At 44.1% G+C, this 19190-nt stretch carries 18 protein-coding genes; all 18 read right to left on the bottom strand.

What is annotated here, in order from left to right:
* Positions 1 to 15: 15 nt before the first annotated feature.
* Complete coding sequence (locus tag AC6EJC_RS19835) at positions 16 to 951, bottom strand: DUF1177 domain-containing protein (RefSeq protein ID WP_444955438.1); 936 nt, start codon at positions 949 to 951, stop codon at positions 16 to 18.
* Positions 952 to 964: 13 nt separating this feature from the next.
* Positions 965 to 2236 (bottom strand): M20 family metallopeptidase, encoded by a 1272-nt coding sequence (locus AC6EJC_RS19830; protein ID WP_190297699.1) that lies wholly within the window; start codon positions 2234 to 2236, stop codon positions 965 to 967.
* Positions 2237 to 2370: 134 nt separating this feature from the next.
* Positions 2371 to 3963 carry an ABC transporter substrate-binding protein gene (locus AC6EJC_RS19825; RefSeq protein WP_190297700.1) on the bottom strand — a complete coding sequence of 531 codons (1593 nt, stop codon included), beginning with the start codon at positions 3961 to 3963 and terminating at the stop codon, positions 2371 to 2373.
* Between the two features lie 35 nt (positions 3964 to 3998).
* On the bottom strand, positions 3999 to 4907 hold the full coding sequence (locus tag AC6EJC_RS19820) for an ABC transporter permease (protein WP_028542289.1): 909 nt from the start codon (positions 4905 to 4907) through the stop codon (positions 3999 to 4001).
* Positions 4908 to 4941: 34 nt separating this feature from the next.
* Positions 4942 to 5952, bottom strand: coding sequence for an ABC transporter permease (locus AC6EJC_RS19815; RefSeq protein WP_190299604.1), 1011 nt, complete (start codon positions 5950 to 5952; stop codon positions 4942 to 4944).
* Between the two features lie 309 nt (positions 5953 to 6261).
* A complete protein-coding gene (locus AC6EJC_RS19810) occupies positions 6262 to 6399 on the bottom strand; it encodes a hypothetical protein (protein WP_444955437.1) in 138 nt (45 codons plus the stop codon).
* Positions 6400 to 6487: 88 nt separating this feature from the next.
* A complete protein-coding gene (locus tag AC6EJC_RS19805; protein ID WP_444955436.1) occupies positions 6488 to 7669 on the bottom strand; it encodes an MFS transporter in 1182 nt (393 codons plus the stop codon).
* Between the two features lie 108 nt (positions 7670 to 7777).
* On the bottom strand, positions 7778 to 8740 hold the full coding sequence (locus tag AC6EJC_RS19800) for a helix-turn-helix domain-containing protein (RefSeq protein WP_444955435.1): 963 nt from the start codon (positions 8738 to 8740) through the stop codon (positions 7778 to 7780).
* Between the two features lie 212 nt (positions 8741 to 8952).
* On the bottom strand, positions 8953 to 10410 hold the full coding sequence (locus AC6EJC_RS19795; RefSeq protein WP_444955434.1) for a glycoside hydrolase family 1 protein: 1458 nt from the start codon (positions 10408 to 10410) through the stop codon (positions 8953 to 8955).
* A 31-nt stretch (positions 10411 to 10441) separates the two neighbouring features.
* Positions 10442 to 12355 (bottom strand): beta-glucoside-specific PTS transporter subunit IIABC, encoded by a 1914-nt coding sequence (locus AC6EJC_RS19790; RefSeq protein WP_444955433.1) that lies wholly within the window; start codon positions 12353 to 12355, stop codon positions 10442 to 10444.
* A 108-nt stretch (positions 12356 to 12463) separates the two neighbouring features.
* Complete coding sequence (gene licT, locus AC6EJC_RS19785) at positions 12464 to 13297, bottom strand: BglG family transcription antiterminator LicT (RefSeq protein WP_444955432.1); 834 nt, start codon at positions 13295 to 13297, stop codon at positions 12464 to 12466.
* A gap of 546 nt (positions 13298 to 13843) precedes the next feature.
* Positions 13844 to 14860, bottom strand: coding sequence for a GTP 3',8-cyclase MoaA (gene moaA, locus AC6EJC_RS19780; protein ID WP_444955431.1), 1017 nt, complete (start codon positions 14858 to 14860; stop codon positions 13844 to 13846).
* A gap of 38 nt (positions 14861 to 14898) precedes the next feature.
* Positions 14899 to 15132, bottom strand: a complete 234-nt coding sequence (locus AC6EJC_RS19775) for a MoaD/ThiS family protein (protein WP_444955430.1) — start codon at positions 15130 to 15132, stop codon at positions 14899 to 14901.
* Positions 15125 to 15568: a molybdenum cofactor biosynthesis protein MoaE gene (locus AC6EJC_RS19770; RefSeq protein ID WP_444955429.1), complete on the bottom strand. Its 444-nt coding sequence runs from the start codon at positions 15566 to 15568 to the stop codon at positions 15125 to 15127. The genes AC6EJC_RS19775 and AC6EJC_RS19770 overlap by 8 nt, the downstream gene beginning before the upstream one ends.
* 89 nt (positions 15569 to 15657) lie before the next feature.
* Positions 15658 to 16677, bottom strand: a complete 1020-nt coding sequence (locus AC6EJC_RS19765) for a ThiF family adenylyltransferase (RefSeq protein WP_444955428.1) — start codon at positions 16675 to 16677, stop codon at positions 15658 to 15660.
* The gene (locus tag AC6EJC_RS19760; RefSeq protein WP_444955427.1) at positions 16670 to 17824 is read right to left on the bottom strand and encodes a nitrate/nitrite transporter; all 1155 of its coding nucleotides are present in this window, start codon (positions 17822 to 17824) and stop codon (positions 16670 to 16672) included. Before AC6EJC_RS19760 ends, AC6EJC_RS19765 begins: the two co-directional genes overlap by 8 nt.
* 165 nt (positions 17825 to 17989) lie before the next feature.
* A complete protein-coding gene (locus tag AC6EJC_RS19755; protein ID WP_444955426.1) occupies positions 17990 to 18520 on the bottom strand; it encodes a hemerythrin domain-containing protein in 531 nt (176 codons plus the stop codon).
* Between the two features lie 22 nt (positions 18521 to 18542).
* Positions 18543 to 19190, bottom strand: coding sequence for a response regulator transcription factor (locus AC6EJC_RS19750; RefSeq protein WP_023989699.1), 648 nt, complete (start codon positions 19188 to 19190; stop codon positions 18543 to 18545).

Here is a 19190-nt window from a genome sequence, read left to right as displayed (position 1 = left end):
TCTTAGGGAATAAGCTTATTCGGACTTGCCCATCGTTTGCAGATGCTTCATGGTACCGTACAATTTAGTAATATGTTGAAACTCTTTTTCCGAATGAAAAGAGCATTGCCCACGTCCATAAGCTTTGGCTGTTTCTACAGCCAATTTGGCCGCCAGCGCAATATCGCTTTCGTGGCTGGCCCCCGTTGCACTGCCTGGGACAGGAGCAGCGGCCGTGATGGCTACACCAACCACTGGAGCGGAAGTGGCCACCGCTGGCTGCAAAATGCTGTTGATGTGATACAGGTCGTTACCATAAGGTGTGATGTCCTGCGTAGTTACAGCAAACGTGACACACGGTTCGCCAGTAACGGTCTGCACAATATCGACGAGGTCTTCACTAATGCGTAGCACGTAGCCTTCACGTACCGTTGGGGAAATGGCAATACCTTTATGGTTAATGACCCGATTCCCTTTGGTCGTATCAATGGACAGAATCGCTTCCATTTCGGGTGTCACTTCATATTTGTTCATCGTCAAAATATCTACGGGTGAATCCATAAATGGAACTGGATCATGGGGCTGAGTGGGTGCATCTGGACAAATATGCGTACAGATGATCACATCTCCGTCAAGCACATCTCCTTTGGACTGCATGCTCAAAAGTTTAGCCGCCGCCGAAATTGCCGCTGCCGCACCGTCACCATCGGATACAAATCCGATCATTTCCGGTCGTGCTCCTAGTCCACCAAGTCGCCCTACTACACCCAAGGTTGGAGAATCGCCCCCCTGAATGCGACCCGTTTTACCGGCAATGACAATTTTAATAAAATCCGTAGCACCCTTTTCACGTTGCACGGTTGAGACCATAATCTCCGCTTGACCCAGTTGCTCCAGGTAAGCTTTGACTTCTGCCCCGCTGGCGGACGGGCTATCCAAAAGGTCATAAACTTCAAATACTTGTTTCATCATGCGGCAGATCTCCTTATGCTTCTTTTTGTGTTGTTTTCAGATATTTAAGCGCCGTCAAAGCGTATACTTTCGCAGATTGAATGATCTGCCATACAGGAGCTTTTTCATTAAAGTTATGAATCGTCGGCAGGTCGGCAGGCCCGTATTGCAATACAGGGATGTTGTATTTGCGGAATGCACGTGCGTCGCTGGTTGCCCATTGCAGTACGCCATAGGCCTCTTTACCGCTGACCTCAGCGATAGATTCCACAAGTTCATGTACAATCGGCTCGGTTGGCGGGGTCCAGTTGGCATTACCATAAAACCCGAATTGTTTGGGTTTCGTGTCAATGCCTACACTTGCAAGCAATTCTTTGGCTTTGGCCAGTACATCCCGGTGGTCTACGCCAAATGGAACACGGGAATCCACTTGCACTGTGCAACGGTCCGCAACCACATTGACTTTCGTGCCCCCCTGGATCGTACCAATGTTCACCGTTACATGATCAAACGCTTGTCCATAGCTTGGGTTCTCCCGTTCGCTTGCATAACGCTTGGAAATTTCAATGATCTCTTTGACTTCTTCCGGGATGTCCGGCTTGATGTCCCACAGTTGCTGCAACGCTTCAATTCCTTTTGCCGCCTTCAAAATAGCACTGTCACCTGCGATTGGCTGCAAACTGCCGTGACCTGGTGTGCCTTCAACGGTAAATTCAAACCAGCAGCTTCCCTTTTGCCCAATGGTCGGGTTTTGCGGACCTGAAGGCTCTGCGATCACAGCAGCTGTTCCTTCAATCAGTTTTCTTTCCAGCACCCAAGGTACTCCAAGATGTCCCCCGGTTTCCTCGTCTGGAACTACAAGCAACGACAACGCACCTTCGAGTGGTACGCCTAGTTTGGAGAACAGCGCAATGGTAAATATTAATCCGCCCAGTCCTGCTTTCATGTCCGAAGCACCGCGACCCAGGAGATAGCCATCACGTATTTCACCACAAAACGGATCAAAATCCCAACGAGTACGATCCCCTGCCGGCACAACGTCTGTATGCCCACAGAAAATCAGTTTTTTTCCGTCCGCCGTTTCAGCGCCATAATCAGAAATGAGATTCCACATATTCGGCCCGGATTCATGCACCGTTGTTTCTATACCTGCTTCTTTAAGATAGTCCATAATGAACTGACTAATTTCGCGTGAATCACCTGGAGGATTTTCCGAAGGAAACTGAATCAACCGTGAGCATAGCTCAAGCAATTCGTCCTGCCGTTTATCTATTTCATCAAGAACCAACGTTTTCCAATCTGTCATTTCCATTCAGTCCCTTCACGTTTTTCATTTAGCCAACTAAATTTTTTACGATCCATCGGGATCAGCTTCATACTTCAGGTGTAAAATGATAGCCTTCGGCTGTAAAAACCGAAGGCATAAGGTAAGATCACAGCTTACTCTTTATTCAATGAATAGAATCGGATAACCTCATCTGGGTAGTAAACATATCCAATGACGTCTTTGCTCATACCAACAACCCGATTGTATTCATATAGGTACGCCCATGGCGAATCTTGATTTATAAGCTCTTGTGCTTTGCCATACAGCTCTTTACGTTTATTTTCATCTTGCTCTTTGCCTGCTTGTTCCCAAAGCTTATCCACTTCTGCATTAGCATAATGCATATAATTCGAAGAACCGCCGCTGTACATCAGGAACCCGAGATGGTAACCAGGGTCGTTGACGAAGGAAGTCCATTTGGAAATGTATGCTGTCAGGTTGCCTTCTCGTTGCTGTTCAAGGAACTGTGCACGAGCAACATTGACAACATTCATCTTTACGCCAATCTTGGCAAGTTCAGCTTGAATCAATACAGCATCATCTGCCCAGTCCTGGAAGCCGGAACCCAGTGTCATGTCAAAATTAAACCCATTAGGATAACCCGCTTCTGTAAGCAGTTGTTTTGCTTTGTCCAGGTCGTGCTTGTAGCTGTAGCCCGCATCGGTGTAGCCAGGCGTGTTACTCGCTACAGAACTCTTCATTTGCTTTGCTTGACCGTACATGACATCGTCGATTAATTGGTCGTAAGGAATGGCATAAGCAATCGCTTGACGCACTTTTGGATCATTAAAAGGTTTAACTTTGTTATTCATGGCGAAATACAGAATCCGGTTACTTGCATTGGATTGAACCTTCAGATCAGCGTTGGTTTCCAGCTTCGAAACATCCTTTGCAGGAATCTCAATCGCCATGTCCACATCGCCTTTATCCAGCAGAAGTACACGGTTGGAAGCTTCCTTGGTAAACTTCATCGTTACTTTGCTCAGATTTGGCGCTCCTTGCCAGTAGCTGTCATTAGCATTAAAGACAGCTTCTGTCGCAGGGTCCCACTTTTCAAGCTTGAACGGACCTGAACCTGCCGCATGTGTTTTCAAATAGTCGCCATCGCCATTTTCTTTGACAAGCACATCATCCACAATGGAGAAGTTGTACAATGACAGGATTTGCAGAAACATATGATTGGGTTGGGACAATGTAACGACAACGGTGTGCTCATCTGGCGCTGTAGCGGTTTTAATGGAGCTCATACCATACAGGAAGCTACCGGAATCAGAATTTTTAAGCCGCTCAAAGGAATACAACACAGAATTGGCGGTCAACGGGTTGCCGCTCTGGAATTTAACGTCTTTACGCAGATGGAGCGTATAAGTCATGTTATCAGCGGACACATCCCATTTTTCAGCCAGCATGGGCTTAATTGCTTCCGTATCTGCCACTTCGCCGCTATCGGTAGACTTTTTGCCATAGGTCACAAGCTGATCATAGAGCGCAAGCACAAGGGTGTCCGATGTAAGATCACTCGCTTCAGCAGGGTCCATGGTTGACCCTCCCTCCGAGTAAGCAAGTGTAATCGTCTTTGGTGGGGATGAGGCATCTGCGCCTTTCTCTCCAGATGAAGCGGACGGGCTGTTAGCATTGCTCGCACAGCCTGCCGTCCATAGCAACGTAGACAAGACGACAATTAGAGAAAGACTTTTTTTCAACATGGCTTACGTTCTCCCCTTTAATGATCTATTTATTTTTATTTGCTAGAGCGCAGTCTAGGATCAAGAACATCCCGCAAACCGTCTCCAAGCAAATTGAAGCCCAAAATAGCTGTCGCAATTCCAAGACCCGGGAAGGTTACAATCCACCACTCACCGGAAATGATATACGCTCGCCCTTCTGAAATCATTGCGCCCCATTCAGCAATTGGAGGCTTCACACCGAGTCCCAGGAAGCTGAGACTGGCTGAGGTCAGAATGGCGAAGCCCATTCCAAGCGTTGCATTCACAAGCAGTGGGGCAAGTGCATTAGGCAAGATGTGGCGAAACAGGATCGTTCCGTTCGTTACACCAATCGCCCGACTGGCCTCAACAAACTCCTTTTCCCGGAGAGAGATGGTTTGTCCGTGAATCAGTCTGGCGAATTCGGGTATGCCTACAATGCCCACGGCGATGAGTGCACTCATCAGTCCTGGTCCCATCGCTGCAGCAATGGCCATGGCGAGTACCAGCGACGGGAAAGCCAACAGAATATCCATACATCGCATAATAATGCTGCCCATTCGACCGCCATAGAAACCTGCGATGGCTCCAAGCGGTACGCCGATGATAAATGAGATCGACACGGCGATCATCCCTGTCCATATGCTGATTCTCGCTCCGTAAATAACACGACTGAGAATGTCGCGTCCGTAATTATCGGTCCCAAACCAATGTTCTGCACTTGGCGGCAGCAGCTTGTTCGCCGGGTCGGTTACATAAGGATCATGTGGAACGATCCATGATGAGAGGATGGCAATGAGCGTCCAGCCAACGATAAAGATGAATCCGATTAAAGCGAGTTTATTGCCAAACAACAATCGCCAAAAGGTTTTTCGTTTCGGTATAGCGGCTGCATTGGGCTGAGGTACAGCCGCTTTTGCCACCAAATCACTTGCAGTGCTCATCCGAGTACCTCCCCCTACTTTTGTGCTTCGTTCATTATTCGTACCGGATACGTGGATCAATCAATCCGTAAACCAAGTCGACTCCAAGATTGATAAAGCTGTAAATCAGCGCACTTACGAGGGTAAATGCTTGAATCGGTGCGTAGTCAGCCGCCAAAATAGAGTCCGTCACATAGCTGCCCACTCCTGGCCAGGTAAAAATGGTTTCGGTAATAACCGCTCCACCAATCAGGTAACCGACCTGCAAACCAAGTACGGTAAGTGTTGGAATAAAGGCGTTAATGAGTGCGTGCTTATAAATAACAATTCCTTCGCGCAGACCTTTGGCTCTGGCTGTGCGAACAAAATCCTGACCGATCACTTCCAGCATGCTGGAACGCATCATCCGTGCCACAATCGCCATAGTGCCTGTGCTGAGGCAGATTGCTGGCAGGACCAAATGAGATAAACTGCTTTTTAAAGCTACAAAATCACCGGTCATCAGACTATCGAGTACATAAAGCCCCGTAATGTGCGTCGGAGGATTGATGTCACCGCTAATTCGGCCCATTGGCGCAGGAGCAATACCCCATTTAGCATAAAAAATATAAATGAATAACAGTCCAATCCAAAAGATGGGCATACATGCACCGATCAAGGAAAACACACGTGAAATGTGGTCAACAATCGATTCTTTACGGGTTGCCGCCAAAATGCCGATCGGGATGGCCACCAGAATCGCAATAACCAAGCTTGCCAACGCTAACTCGATGGTTGCCGGAAACCGGGTAGCAAAGTCGCTTGCCACTGACTGTCCGGTGTGATAAGCCTGACCCAGATCACCTTGGAACAATCCAACTACATAATGAAAGAATTGAATGTACTTCGGTTGATCCAGCCCCATGCTACTACGAATATTTTCAATCGTCTCAGGTGTAGCCTGTTCCCCCGCAAGCATCACGGCAGGATCACCCGGAAGCACTCTTGAGATCATGAATGTAATGACGACAATACCAAGCAGTGCCGGAATCATTTGTATCAATCTACGTAGTGTGTATACGGCCACAGCCTGTCCCCCCTTATCCGTAATCCCTCGTGTATTTGTCATCTTTCTTTTCATCACTTGTTATTTTGATTCATTGTACTAAGGAACAAGAACAGTTTCCACGTCCTGAATAACTAAAAATAATGACGAATTTTGTCGTTTGTGCACTAAACTAACGTATAAAGTTATTTATATGTAAAGAATTAATGAAAAAAAATCAAAAAGTATGACAACACAACCGTAAAAGTATTGTCGCTTTGCCAGATTACTATATATAGAAAGCACAAAGATCCTTCATCCAATAGGACAAAGGATCTTTATCAATTCACTCTATAAATTCCCGGTTACGACAATGCCATCTACTCGTTCCAACTGCATTCTTGCCCAAGTTGTAAAAGAATCTATGAATGCACGCAGTTCTGGCTCTTTAGCTGGCCAAGCATCCATTTCTGTTAATATCTCGCGCATACCGACTCCGAAATCGGATTATCCCAGCAGGGATCAAGACAACAGGATATCAAAGTCATCCGCGTAGATAAAGATCATCTCCTCTTAGTCAATCTCCTGCCCCTTTTCTTTTTCTTACCCCCAACATAATGATAGCCATAACAGCTACCAGAACCGCTATAAGAGCAAAGGGAATATATTTGTCCACCCGATACAGAGTCGTCGTCAAAATAGGAGCAATAATCGCAGAAATGCCCTGGACAGCAGCCACCAAACCAGCAGCTCCCCCTTGCTGTTCTTTACTGACAGAAAGAGAAGCACCGGCCATAAATCCAGGCATTAGTAAGCCCGTACCTATACCAAACATAAAGAACGCTAAATTGTAGACTACCAAGCTGGTTGAAATGAGGAATAACAGCATCCCGGCAATAAGGAACAGAGAACCGAGCAAAATCATTGGCTTGGGTTGCCATTTAAGCCATTTCATCTGAACGATCTGTACGATCAACATGGCTGCTCCAGAAAACATGAGCCCAAAGGAAACTACTCTTGCTGTTTCTTCGGATGAAAGGCCTAATTGATCTTGAAAATAAAATCCGCCTATAACCTGGATGGTCACAATACTAATCATCGTAACTAATCCTGCAAACAAATACATTCGTAGACCCGGCTGAAAAGGATTAATCCGAGCTGGCTTTTGCTGAATAACGGGTTTTGCAGACGGAATTGCCAGCAGGGCCACTACAAATGCTACAGCAGCAATCACGATTCCAAAATACAAGGGCCACAGCAAGCCAATTAAAGTAAAGGCACCTGCAATAGCGGGTCCAAATACCAGTCCAAGCCCATTGGCCGCGCTAATAATAGCCATTCCACTCCCTCGATCTTCTCCCTCCGTCACATCTCCCATATAGGCTTGAGAGGATGACAATACCGCCGGGATAAACCCGCCTATCAAACCGCGTGTAACAATCAGCAGGACTAACAACAGCCCCCCGCTGAGCCATCCATTTAATCCTCCAAAAAGAGTAAGCGTAAACAGCAAGCAACTTATACACATCCCGATGAACCCAATCAGGATTACAGGTTTCCGTCCTTTTGCATCACTCAGATTTCCCCACACTGGAGCCATTAAGGCCATGGTAATAGAACCCAGCGATATAATTAACCCGGAATGACTTTCTCTTAACCCCAACTCACGAATAAGGGGCGGCATAATTGGAGCAATGAGCATGAGCCCTAGCATAGCCACAAATACACTGAAAAAGATGCTCCCTTTTATTCTATTCATCCTCGTACACTCCTCTGTTATAGATTCTCTCTATGCAGAAGTATACGAGTCATAGCAAAACACTACTGCCTATATACGGATTATTCTACGGTTAAACGGATTTTTATTTTAAAATACTTTCTTTAAGGATGATGGCTTCACTCCGTATTCTCGGAAAAATTGCTCTGAGAATGCACTCACATTATTGTATCCTACAGCCATCGCTGCTTCTGTCACATTGCTTTCTTGACTTTGTAGCAGCTTCATCGCATAATTCAGACGAATTTGACGCAAATATTCAAATACAGTAGTTCCAAAACAAGCCTTGAACCCCTTTTTTAATTTAAAGTCGTTTAGGCCAACTTTTTTGGATAATGCGATTAGTGAGGGAGGATCAATCATGCTAGATTCAAGGATTTGCCGAGCCATATGCAGCTTTCTGACATCTTCTTTAGACAAACCTTCGGGCATGGGTGTTAAATCAAATAATTGAATCATAAACCTATTTAAAATCTCTAATGCCGCTGCTTCCATTAATAAAGGCGATCTATGCACACTTTTCAAGTCTTTTATCAAATGTTCAATCATCACTATACTTCTGTGATCCAGTTCAAAACTAAAGTGATGGAATGCAGCTCCCTTAAGAATTTGATTAAATTCAATAGCTACCTGCCGACGAGCCGCTAACTGTGAAGCCGCATAATTAAACAACGAAACAGGAATGCCAAGTGCAAATGATTTGTATTGTTCATTAACTGGAGGATGGAAAAGCGCTTTAAAATCCTGTAAAAAAATAAGTGCCCCCTGCCCCATCGGGAGTGTATAATCCAGACCAGCCACATTCACATGACGTTGACCGGAAAGCGCAAATTGAAGCTCAATCATTTGTCCTCTGGAAGCAAAGCTGGTCGGGTACGGCTCGTGATATTGAAGGTGCGAATACACAATTTCAATTCCGCTGTAAGTTGTAACTCGGTGGATATGTCCATGGCCCGCTTCCGGTAAAATGATATACGTATGCTCGTTCTGTTGTCTGAACGGAGTTTTTTCCAAATAATGCTGATATATTAATGATAACGAATTTGAATTCACACACATCCACCTCAAATGCTTTCATTCATCCTGATCCTCCAAATGAGAATAGTTATCAATTATATTAGCTGAATTTGAACCGTTTGACCAGACTTATTGGAGTAAGCTGTGAGATATTCGGGGATCCATGAGGGAATTGTTCAAACAGCGCGTACCGATTGAACATGAGCACGCGCTGACTGTATGGCCTTTTTAGAGACAGGCACTAAGATTTAATCCAACTGCTCTCCATTCGTTTCTATCACGCTCTTATACCAATAGAAGCTCTTCTTTCTGGATCTAGCAAGTGTCCCTTTGCCTTCATTATCCTTATCGACGTAGATGAAGCCATAACGCTTTTTCATTTCACCGGTTCCCGCACTTACCAGATCAATACATCCCCAAGGCGTATAACCTATTAAGTCTACTCCATCAGCAATCGCTTCTTTCATTTGCTCAATGTGTTGTTTCAGATAGTCAATTCTGTAGTCATCGTGAATCGAACCGTCTTCTTCCACCGTATCTACTGCACCAAGACCATTTTCAACAACCATTAACGGGATTTCATATCGGTTGTAAATATTATTTAGGGACCATCTCAATCCCTGTGGATCGATTTGCCAGTCCCAGGCGCTTGCTTTTAAATGGGGATTTTTTAATCCCATGGATAAATTTCCGCCCACTTTCTCCTGGTCTGGGTCGGCACTTACACAAACAGATGAATAGTAACTAAAGGTATAAAAATCTACACAGCCTTCTTTTAAGATGTTTTCATCGTTATCTTGCATCGTAATTTCAATGTTATTTTCTTTAAAGTATCGTCTGGCAAATCCGGGATAAGCACCTCTTACTTGAACATCCGAACATAAAAAATTGCTTAAGTTATCCTTTTGTTGAGCCAGCAAAACATCATTTGGATGACATGTAAGTGGGTACGAACACATATAAGCGATCATACAGCCGATTTTGAAGTCCTTATTGATTTCATGACCCAGCTTTACTGCCTTTGCACTGGCTACAAACTGATGATGTAAAGCTTGATACAGAACCTGTTCATCCTTCACTGTAGCATGGGCAAGCTCCCCATTACCCTCCGGCATCATAGCTCCAGCCATGAACGCTCCGAAAGACAAGGTTAAGATATTGATTTCATTAAAGGTTAACCAGTATTTCACAACATCTTTATATCTGTTAAAAAGCACTTCACAATATCTTACATAAAAATCTACGACTCTGCGATCTGACCAACCATTATATTTTTGGGTTAAATGAAACGGTGCTTCATAATGTGAGATCGTAACCAAAGGCTCAATATTATACTTTTTCAACTCTTCAAATACACGATCATAGAACTGTAAACCTTGCTCATTCGGCTCTGTATCATCTCCGTTAGGAAATATTCTTGACCAAGCAATGGACATTCTAAAGACCTTGAAACCCATTTCAGCAAATAATCGGATATCCTCTTTATAGTGATGGAAGAAATCAATAGCCTCGTGGCTTGGATAGTTCATTCCTTCTTCCAGTACAGGCGTAATTCTTCGGGAAGTCGTATGTGTCCCGGCTGTAATCACATCAGCGGTGCTTAGTCCCTTACCATCTACGTTATATCCACCTTCAAATTGGTTAGCAGCCGTAGCCCCTCCCCATAAAAATCCTTGTGGAAATTCCAATTTAGTTGTATTTTTCATTGTTTAATTCCTCCTCAACATTTAATTAGGATTAGACTACGACAGTCAATAAATCCTCTTGATACTCAATCGCCTTCTTTTCTGTTTCAATGACATCCAGGTAATTCGTAGTATTGGCAACGATCACAGGTGTGGTCAAAACATAACCAGCCTCTTTTATAGCTTCCATATCAAACTCCATAAGCAGCTGGCCTTTTTTAACAGCATCTCCCTGTTTTACTTTAGGATAAAAATGTTTGCCTTTTAATTTGACCGTATCTTTGCCTACATGGATGAGGACCTCAACACCGTGATCACTTGTAATTCCAATCGCATGACCTGACGAAAATAATGATGTTAATACACCATCTACAGGTGAAACAACCTTACCTTCAGAAGGTTCAATGGCAATCCCTTTACCCAGAGCACCTGTCGAAAAGGCTTCATCTGTTACTTCAGATAAAGATTTCACTTCACCTTTTAATGGACTCATCACCGTCTCTTGTTTTACTAAAACTTCTTCTTTGGCTGCTCCTGGTGTGCTGTCTTCCTTTTTAGCTTCTTTCACTTCATCATCTTTAAATCCGCCAAAGAACATAAGCAAGAAGCCTAATACAAAGCTTACCAGGATACCGATAACAGCCCCATAAAATCCGTTGTCTATTCCTGCCGGACTGATATAGCTCGGGATAGCGAAAATACCCAATCCACCAATGATGTAACCTTTAGTTCCCATCATTCCTATAATACCGCCGCCTACTGCGGATGCTATACAGCTTAAAATAAATGGTTTCTTACGTGGTAATGTAATCCCGTAAATCGCTGGTTCTGTCACACCAAAAATCCCGGAGATGACAGCTGGAATGGAAAGTGATCTCAGTTTTACATTTTTGGTTTTAAACAAAATCGCCAGTACGACGCCTGTCTGAGCAAAGGAAGCTCCCAGCGTAGCCGCAAGAATCGGATCAAATTTAAGCACTGCTAAGTTGTTCATAGCGATAGGAACAAGTCCCCAGTGTAATCCAAAGATAACAAACACTTGCCAGAAAGCGCCCATGATTATGCCTTCAATAATTGGACTTAAGTTATACACAAAGAGGGTTGCTGCCCCAAGCAGTTGACCTGCCCAAGTCGAGAGAGGTCCAATCACAATCAATGCTAAGGGTACAATAACTAACAATGTGAAAAACGGAACCAAAAATGTTCTCACTACGCTAGGGATTACCTTTTTGAAGAAGTTTTCTATTTTTGAGCCTACATAGGTGGATATGATAATCGGAAGAACCGTTGACGCATAACTCATCAGAATGACCGGAATACCTAAGAAGGTGATATATACCGGTGACTCAAATATAGTACCGCTAAATAGAGTGTATAGTGGTTTGCCCGAGGCTGTTATCGTGCTAAATGTTGGGTACACAAGCGATGCACCTATAGCCATACCTATAAAAATGTTGGCATTGAACTTTTTAGCTGACGTATACCCCAGGAAAATAGGAAAGAAGTAGAACAAACAATCACCTAAAGCATTGAGAATTTGATAGGTACCCGATGTAGTGGTCAGCCAGCCCAAAGCTACAAATAGGGCAGTGAAGCCCTTAATCATACCCGTGGCACTTAAGACACCCAACGTGGGTGTAAATACACCTGAAATGGTATCAATGAATCTATTGAACAAACTCATTTTTTCACCTGATGCTTCTTCTGAATCTCCTGTCTGAAAACCGCCTACAGCAGTAACATCAGCATAAACCTCAGGTACATGGTTACCTATAACAACCTGGTATTGCCCGCCACTCTTTACCACAGTGACAACACCATCCATATTTTTTAAAACCTCTGTATTGGCTTTACTTTCATCTCTTAGTTTGAAGCGCAAGCGTGTAATACAATGAGTTAGACTATTCACATTTTCTTTGCCGCCGACATTTCTGATGATGTCTTTTGCTAATGTCTCATACTTCATTGTAACTTCCCCTTTATTTGTATTTATAAAAAAAGGCAAAACCAAAATAGATCAAATTCGATCTAGGTTGGTTTCGCCTGCATTACCAGTAACAATCCAAGGAGTTATTCAATTTTGTCTTTGGGTCACACGCTGAATATGAATCGTTATATAGAGTTTTTCTTCATCTGACAATACCGTGTCCAAGTATTTCTCGATCTTCAGCATACACCCATAAGCCTTTTTGTACTTTGCTTTCACTTGCCTCCACAAAAAATCGTCTTCCAGTTCTACTTTTTCTTTTTTATTTAATCGCTGAAAGAAGAATCTTAAATGTGTAATAAATCGCTCATAACTGATCGAGTGTTCATCTATGGTGGTATTATAAGAGTATTTAATAATATTCAAGATGTCGTGTATTTTTTGAGTTTGCTGAGCAACATCTGCTACCTTGTTGTAGGAGCTATTTACTTGAGCATTTATTAAATGAAGAGCAATATTACCTGCTTCATCTTCTGACAATCGTTTGCCTGTTTCGTCTTCAATAAACTCCAGTGCTTTTAAGCCAACCGTAAATTCTTTGGGATAAAATTTTTTAATCTCCCAAATTAACGGATTTGCATTTTTAAACCCTTCATCAAACATTTTAAATGCATTGTTCATGTGATCCGTAAGCGAAACATATATATAATCGCTCAATTGTGCTTCTAATATGCTTTTTCCATATTCAATGATGTCATAGCATAACGAAACATATTCTGATGGAACATCCTCTAACAATAACTTAAATTTCTCTGAAGCATCTTTATGTTTAAGCACAAAGACCTTTTCAATTAGATGCTCTTCTACTTGTTCGCCTGCACTCTTTTTGAATGCAATACCACGACCCATAACAACAAATTCATCTCTTTTTTGATCTTTGGCTATTATGGCGTTGTTATTAAATATCTTCGTTATGATCATCTAACTGCCCCCCTTATCCCATCAAATTTAAAAAAGGATTTAGATGCTGGGCGAAATTTCAGATAGGTCACAAAACGGTAATAGCCGATCAAACTTTCGTCGTAAACCAATTTAAAATGTGTAGATTTACAACCTCCATCTTATGAAAGCGTATTCATAAAGAGAGAGAAAAGCCTTACGTTTTCCCTTTAACCACGCCCTATGACATCAATCTTGGCTGCCGTTTCGTTGGTCGACGTTATCATCTTTGTTGTTCACCACTTGTAAGGCTTTACATCACTCACCTTTCTGCGTTATAGCTGAGCCAGAAATGCATATCGTGCAGGATATGCATTTCTGTATTCAAAAAGAAAAGGCAAAACCCAACACATGGAAATCTAATTCCATGTCCCGGGTTTTGCCTTTTCAGTAACAATCCCAAGATCATAATAACATCGAATTTAAGTTTTGCCAACAAAAATGTTTGCGCTTTCTTTTCTTGGTTTTCCCCTATTCTTCGCGGTTGGTAGGCACAACAAATTCAGCACATTTAAATGGAATAAAATGTCAACCTCCAATGTAGGACATGTTTATCTTTTTTCTATTTTGTGCTGTCTGTTCAGTGCGTTCGTCGGAATATCGGTCAGTACGTTGCTCCCATACCTCAGTAATCACGGCGAGCAGTTCTTCGTCACTCGCTCCACTGCGCAGCATCTGACGTAGGTCAAAGCCAGCTGAAGCAAACAAACACGTATAAAACTTGCCATCGGACGATAAGCGGCCCCGTGTGCAGGACGAGCAAAACGATTCAGAAACCGAAGTAATAAAGCCAACCTGCGCGTCACTGTCTTTATAACGATAACGCTTTGCTACTTCTCCAAAGTAATCCCGGTCCATCGGCTCCAGTTCGTACGTATTCTTAAGTCGTTCATATATTTCTTTTTTTGCAATTACCTTTTTGTAGCTCCATCCGGTATCATTTCCTGCGTCCATAAACTCAATAAAGCGAAGGGTTATTCCCTGCTCCTTGAAATAAGCGGCCATCGGCAAAATCTCAGAGTCGTTAATGCCTTTTTGAACCACCATATTGACCTTGATTTCAAAGCCGATTTCTCTTGCATATTCGATCTGCTTCAAAATAACATCAGGCTTAATCCCCCGCCCATTCAACCGCCCAAATAGTTCGGGGTCCAGAGCGTCCAGACTGACATTAAGCCGTCGTAGCCCCGCGTCATAGAGAGGCTTAGCCTGCTGTCCTAGCAGCACACCGTTGGTGGTCAAGCCGACATCTTCCACTCCGTCAATGGACAGGATTTGGGAGACCAGGTCGGGTAGATTCCTGCGCATTAAGGGTTCGCCGCCCGTGAGTCGGATCTTTTTTACACCTAGGGATACAAAGAGCTTCGCCAGCCTATGCATCTCTTCAAACGACAGACATTCACGTTTGGGAAGAAAGGCAAAATCGTCACCGAAAATTTCTTTTGGCATACAATAGGAACAGCGAAAATTGCAGCGGTCCGTCACGGATATACGTAAATCACGGATCGGCCGTCTCAATTGGTCTTTCAGTGGATGTGAACTCATGTGGTCACCTCCTTTTCTAGTTGTCTAGGATGTTATCTTTAACCGCCGCTGACGGGCGGAATAAAAGCTGCGACATCTCCATCCTGCAGCACATCCGTAAGCAACGCATATTCCTCGTTTACTGCAATTCGTACAGAACTGATCGGCAGATTCGGATATCTTTCTGCTATCCAACCGTATAAGTCCCCAACAGTTCGACCCACCAAATCCGCCATTTCTTCAGATATTCCCGTCACCTCACGGAGTCCCGCAAAGTAGTACAGCTTAATCATGACTGATCTCCCCCGGCTTTTTCTTTTGATCTCCGACCCACTGCGTTCCATCTTCCCAAATCTCTCGTTTCCAAATAGGAACTATTTCTTTGATTCGTTCGATCGCGTATTCATTCGCCTCATACGCATCCAAACGGTGAGGTGAAGAAACGGCAATGACAACGGCGATATCACCGATTTGAAGCTCGCCAATGCGGTGCGCAATTGCCACTCGTGTCCCTTCCCATTTCTGTTCGATTTCGCGACCAATCTCTGTGAGTTTTTTTTGGGCCATAGGGACATAGGCCTCATAAGCAAGGTATAAGGTCCGTACGCCTTGAGTCCATTCTCGTACGTGCCCAGTAAAAACAGTCACCGCTCCTGCTTCCGGCCTTAGGACATAATCCGCATAAGCCTGCGGGATAATGGGCTCCGTCACGATTTCAAATACACTCATCTTATCCACCTTCCAGCCACCCGGCAAGCTAATCTCTCATGAAAAACTCTATATAAAATATTATTATTTCTTGTATCTACATTTTTCGTTTAACCAAACAACTGATGATATAGTTTTTGACCTTTGGCAACACTCCGGACACCGTGAATGAGAAGCCTTCCGTTTTTAAATAGAATCATTCGATGCTTAAAGGCATAAAATTCAACAAAATAAGGAGTTCTTTTTACACTATCTGCTATAAGTCTGCCCATTTTCTCTGCATCATCGAGCGTGATCGGACGCTGTGGGTCTGGAAGAACTTGTACCACGTTCCGTCCGCACAGAGCCGCATACGCCGAGCGACGTGATGCTGTCAGTGCAGGAAACGTAGGATGTTCTCCACAGGTTGGACAATCTTGGTTACGGATGCGGGAAATCCCTATGTCCATCTGCATGCTCTCCCATAGATCAAATAGATGAACCTTGCGGCGCATCTTATCACGTCTGCCGCTCAGCCACTTCATGGCTTCTGCACATTGGAGGGCGGCTGTCACCTGGACTGCGGGCGAGATGATTCCAGCCGTATCGCAGGTCTGATTGATCGCAGGCAGCGATGGCAGAAGGCAGCGTAAACAAGCTGACTCGCCCGGCACGAATGGAAAAACAACGCCTGTGCTTCCAACACAGGCTCCATAAATCCATGGAATTCCTGCCTTCAGTGCAGCATCGTTGATAAGCAGACGAGTTTCGAAATTGTCCGTAGCATCCATCAGCAATATACTTTTGCTGGCAAGTTCTTGAACAAGCTCGGCATCCAAATTATCGAGATATGTGTGCAACCGTACGTCTTCTCGTATGGCTTTCAGCCTTTTTTCGGCTGCCATGACCTTAGGCTGCATTTCCGCGGCGTCCTGCTCCGTGAACAGCTGCTGACGTTGCAGATTCGACATCTCCACATAATCCCTGTCGACAAGATGAAGCTCCCCAACGCCCGCTCTTACCAGTGTCTCGGCAATGGCGGAACCCAGTGCCCCGCAACCGATAATGGTGACGACAGCAGCGGATAGATTACGCTGCCCTTCGCCACCAATGGGTCTAAATAAGATCTGTCTGGAATAACGCTCATTCATTAGATTGTGTCCCTTGATAATACAGCCATATGACGAGGATCAGGCTAGCCAGCGCCACTTGGGAGAGTAGCATGAATCCAATGGAATAATGGCCAGTAACGGCATGAATCGTCGACAACAAGATCGGAGGGAAAAAGCCACCGAGACCGCCCATCATGGATACAATTCCGTTAACTATACCTGCTTGTTTATTAAAATAAAATGGAACTAGCTTGAAAATGACGCCGTTCCCCACTCCAGCACATACAGCGATCGCCAAGCAGCCTACTGTATAAAGGGTGATCCCTGGTGAAAAAGCCAAAAGAATCGCAGCGACCGTATAAACAGAGAACGTGCCTACCAGCAGGAACAGAGGCTGAAACCGATCCGCCAGCCAGCCACCGATGGGGCGGAAGAAAGTGGCAATCGCAATGAAGCCTGCTGTACGCATCCCTGCATCCACTTTGGTCAGCTCAAAATTTGATACCAGGAAATTCGGCAAGTACACCGTGAACGCTACAAATGAGCCAAATGTAATAAAATAAAAGAGCGAGAAAAACCAAAGCTTCTCATTTTTGTAAACGCCTTTAATCTGTTCCATAATGGGCGTCTTTACTTTAGCTTCATGACGGTCCCCTAAGAAGAAATTCAAAACGATAAAAACTAACAGCAGAATGAGATACAGCTTCACTGTAGGGGCCCAGCCAATTTGGGTAGCCACAATAGGGGCCGAGAAGGTAGTGACGGCTGTTCCCAAATTTCCTATGCCATACATTCCATTTACAAATCCATGCTTTTCCTTTGGATAATACTTCGGTAGCGAAGTCACACCAACCGAGAACACAGCTCCTCCAATCCCAAGGAACAAGCCACCGATAATTAAATCCATCATCGTAGAAGCTTCACTGATATAGTAGACGGGAAACAAAAGCAAAATAAAGCTAACGAGAAAAACGATTCTTGCTCCGAAGATGTTGGCATAATAACCCAACGGAATGCGCAGAACCGATCCCAGCACGACCGGAATCGCCGTAACCATGGCCAATTTTCCGGGTGGAATAACAATATCCTCCGTAATGAACGGCATAAGCGAAGAAATGATAACCCATACCATGAATCCAAGAATCAAGTTCAATGTTTGTAACGGCAACTGCATTTTTCTAATCATTTAACTCACCTTTTCAACGTTTTTTCTGTCGAATTATTTATTTAAATTTTCTGTCCCCATTGTAGCCTCTGCCGATCTGTTCGAATATAGGGGAGTCCCCTTTACCTGGCAGGGGACTCCCTGAAAATATAAAAAGCCGCTTCTATATGAAGCGGCTTGGTCTGTTCAAGAGATAAGTGTATTTAATTTGTCACATAACCTGGTCAGATCATTCCGATTGATCTGTTGCTCTGCCATAGGAAAAAGTACAGTTTCCTCTTTTATAAAATGTACAGTCAGCACTTCAAAGGCCTCTCCCGCGTTCTTGGCCGCCTCCTGAATCTCATCAAGCGAGAGCAAACTCAAATCGCCCTCCGTCTGATAAAGAAAATGATCGATATAGCCCTCTATTTCACGGTGCTCCTCCTGTATACCGACGAGCGGTCCCTGCTCAAAACCAATGTAGGTTCCTAGCATAGAAAAGAAGTGTTCTTCTTCCTTTTCGGTATGTTTCTTGAGGGGTACCCTAAAATCGATAATCTGCATTCTCAGTTTTTCCAGTTGCTTGCGGCCTTCTTCCAAATCTAGTATTCTGTGCTGCTCAAACCACAATACAATGGCATGCCATTCATCCATCAGATAGGTTAGATAGCGATGCTCATTTTCAAGAATACGCATGGCAGGTTTGGAAAAGCGCAGTTTCTCATTTTCCAGCACGCGGATTTCCTCCATTCATCGGCTAAAAATCCAGCATTTTTTTCTTTAATGCATATTGGACCAGTTCAGGCCGGCTTCTTAAATTCAATTTTTCCATGATCTTCGCTTTGTTCGCTTCCACCGTCTTGACAGAGATGAACAGCTTTTCCGCAACTTCCTTGTTACCGTAACCTTTTGCGACCAGAGGCAGAATCTCCAGTTCCCGCTTGGACAGGATCTCATACGGATCTTCAGATTGTGACGTCGTATCTTTCTTGATGAACTCACGAACGAGAGAAGTTGCCATTTTAGGATGAATATAAGTCCCACCCCCATGAATGGTTCGTATAGCAAGCAAGAGCTCCTCATCTGGAGCATTTTTCAAAACGTATCCTGAAGCACCATTCTTTAAAATATGAAAAAGATATTCTTCATCGTCATGCATGGTCAGAATCAGAATTTTAGTATCAGGGTGGTCCTCTTTAATCTTGCCTGTGGCGATCAATCCACTTTCGCCTGGGGGCATGCTGAGGTCCATGATTAGAATATCCGGACGATATTTAGCTACCATCGTATACGCTTCAATGCCATCCGCAGCCGTTCCGACAACCTCCATATCCGATTGGAAGTTCAAAATCATGGAAAATCCGCTTCGCACAATAGCATGGTCATCCGCTAACACAATTTTGAT

The sequence above is a fragment of the Paenibacillus sp. TY11 genome, from assembly GCF_059772165.1.
Note: the sequence above shows the minus strand (reverse complement) of the source record. Positions and strands in the feature narration are given on the sequence as shown.

Coding starts and splice junctions, on each gene's coding strand:
- AC6EJC_RS19835 (WP_444955438.1), bottom strand. CDS start 951: ATGATGAAACAAGTATTTGAAGTTTATGACCTTTTGGATAGCCCGTCC.
- AC6EJC_RS19830 (WP_190297699.1), bottom strand. CDS start 2,236: ATGACAGATTGGAAAACGTTGGTTCTTGATGAAATAGATAAACGGCAG.
- AC6EJC_RS19825 (WP_190297700.1), bottom strand. CDS start 3,963: ATGTTGAAAAAAAGTCTTTCTCTAATTGTCGTCTTGTCTACGTTGCTA.
- AC6EJC_RS19820 (WP_028542289.1), bottom strand. CDS start 4,907: ATGAGCACTGCAAGTGATTTGGTGGCAAAAGCGGCTGTACCTCAGCCC.
- AC6EJC_RS19810 (WP_444955437.1), bottom strand. CDS start 6,399: ATGCGCGAGATATTAACAGAAATGGATGCTTGGCCAGCTAAAGAGCCA.
- AC6EJC_RS19805 (WP_444955436.1), bottom strand. CDS start 7,669: ATGAATAGAATAAAAGGGAGCATCTTTTTCAGTGTATTTGTGGCTATG.
- AC6EJC_RS19795 (WP_444955434.1), bottom strand. CDS start 10,410: ATGAAAAATACAACTAAATTGGAATTTCCACAAGGATTTTTATGGGGA.
- AC6EJC_RS19790 (WP_444955433.1), bottom strand. CDS start 12,355: ATGAAGTATGAGACATTAGCAAAAGACATCATCAGAAATGTCGGCGGC.
- licT (WP_444955432.1), bottom strand. CDS start 13,297: ATGATCATAACGAAGATATTTAATAACAACGCCATAATAGCCAAAGAT.
- moaA (WP_444955431.1), bottom strand. CDS start 14,860: ATGAGTTCACATCCACTGAAAGACCAATTGAGACGGCCGATCCGTGAT.
- AC6EJC_RS19775 (WP_444955430.1), bottom strand. CDS start 15,132: ATGATTAAGCTGTACTACTTTGCGGGACTCCGTGAGGTGACGGGAATA.
- AC6EJC_RS19770 (WP_444955429.1), bottom strand. CDS start 15,568: ATGAGTGTATTTGAAATCGTGACGGAGCCCATTATCCCGCAGGCTTAT.
- AC6EJC_RS19765 (WP_444955428.1), bottom strand. CDS start 16,677: ATGAATGAGCGTTATTCCAGACAGATCTTATTTAGACCCATTGGTGGC.
- AC6EJC_RS19760 (WP_444955427.1), bottom strand. CDS start 17,824: ATGATTAGAAAAATGCAGTTGCCGTTACAAACATTGAACTTGATTCTT.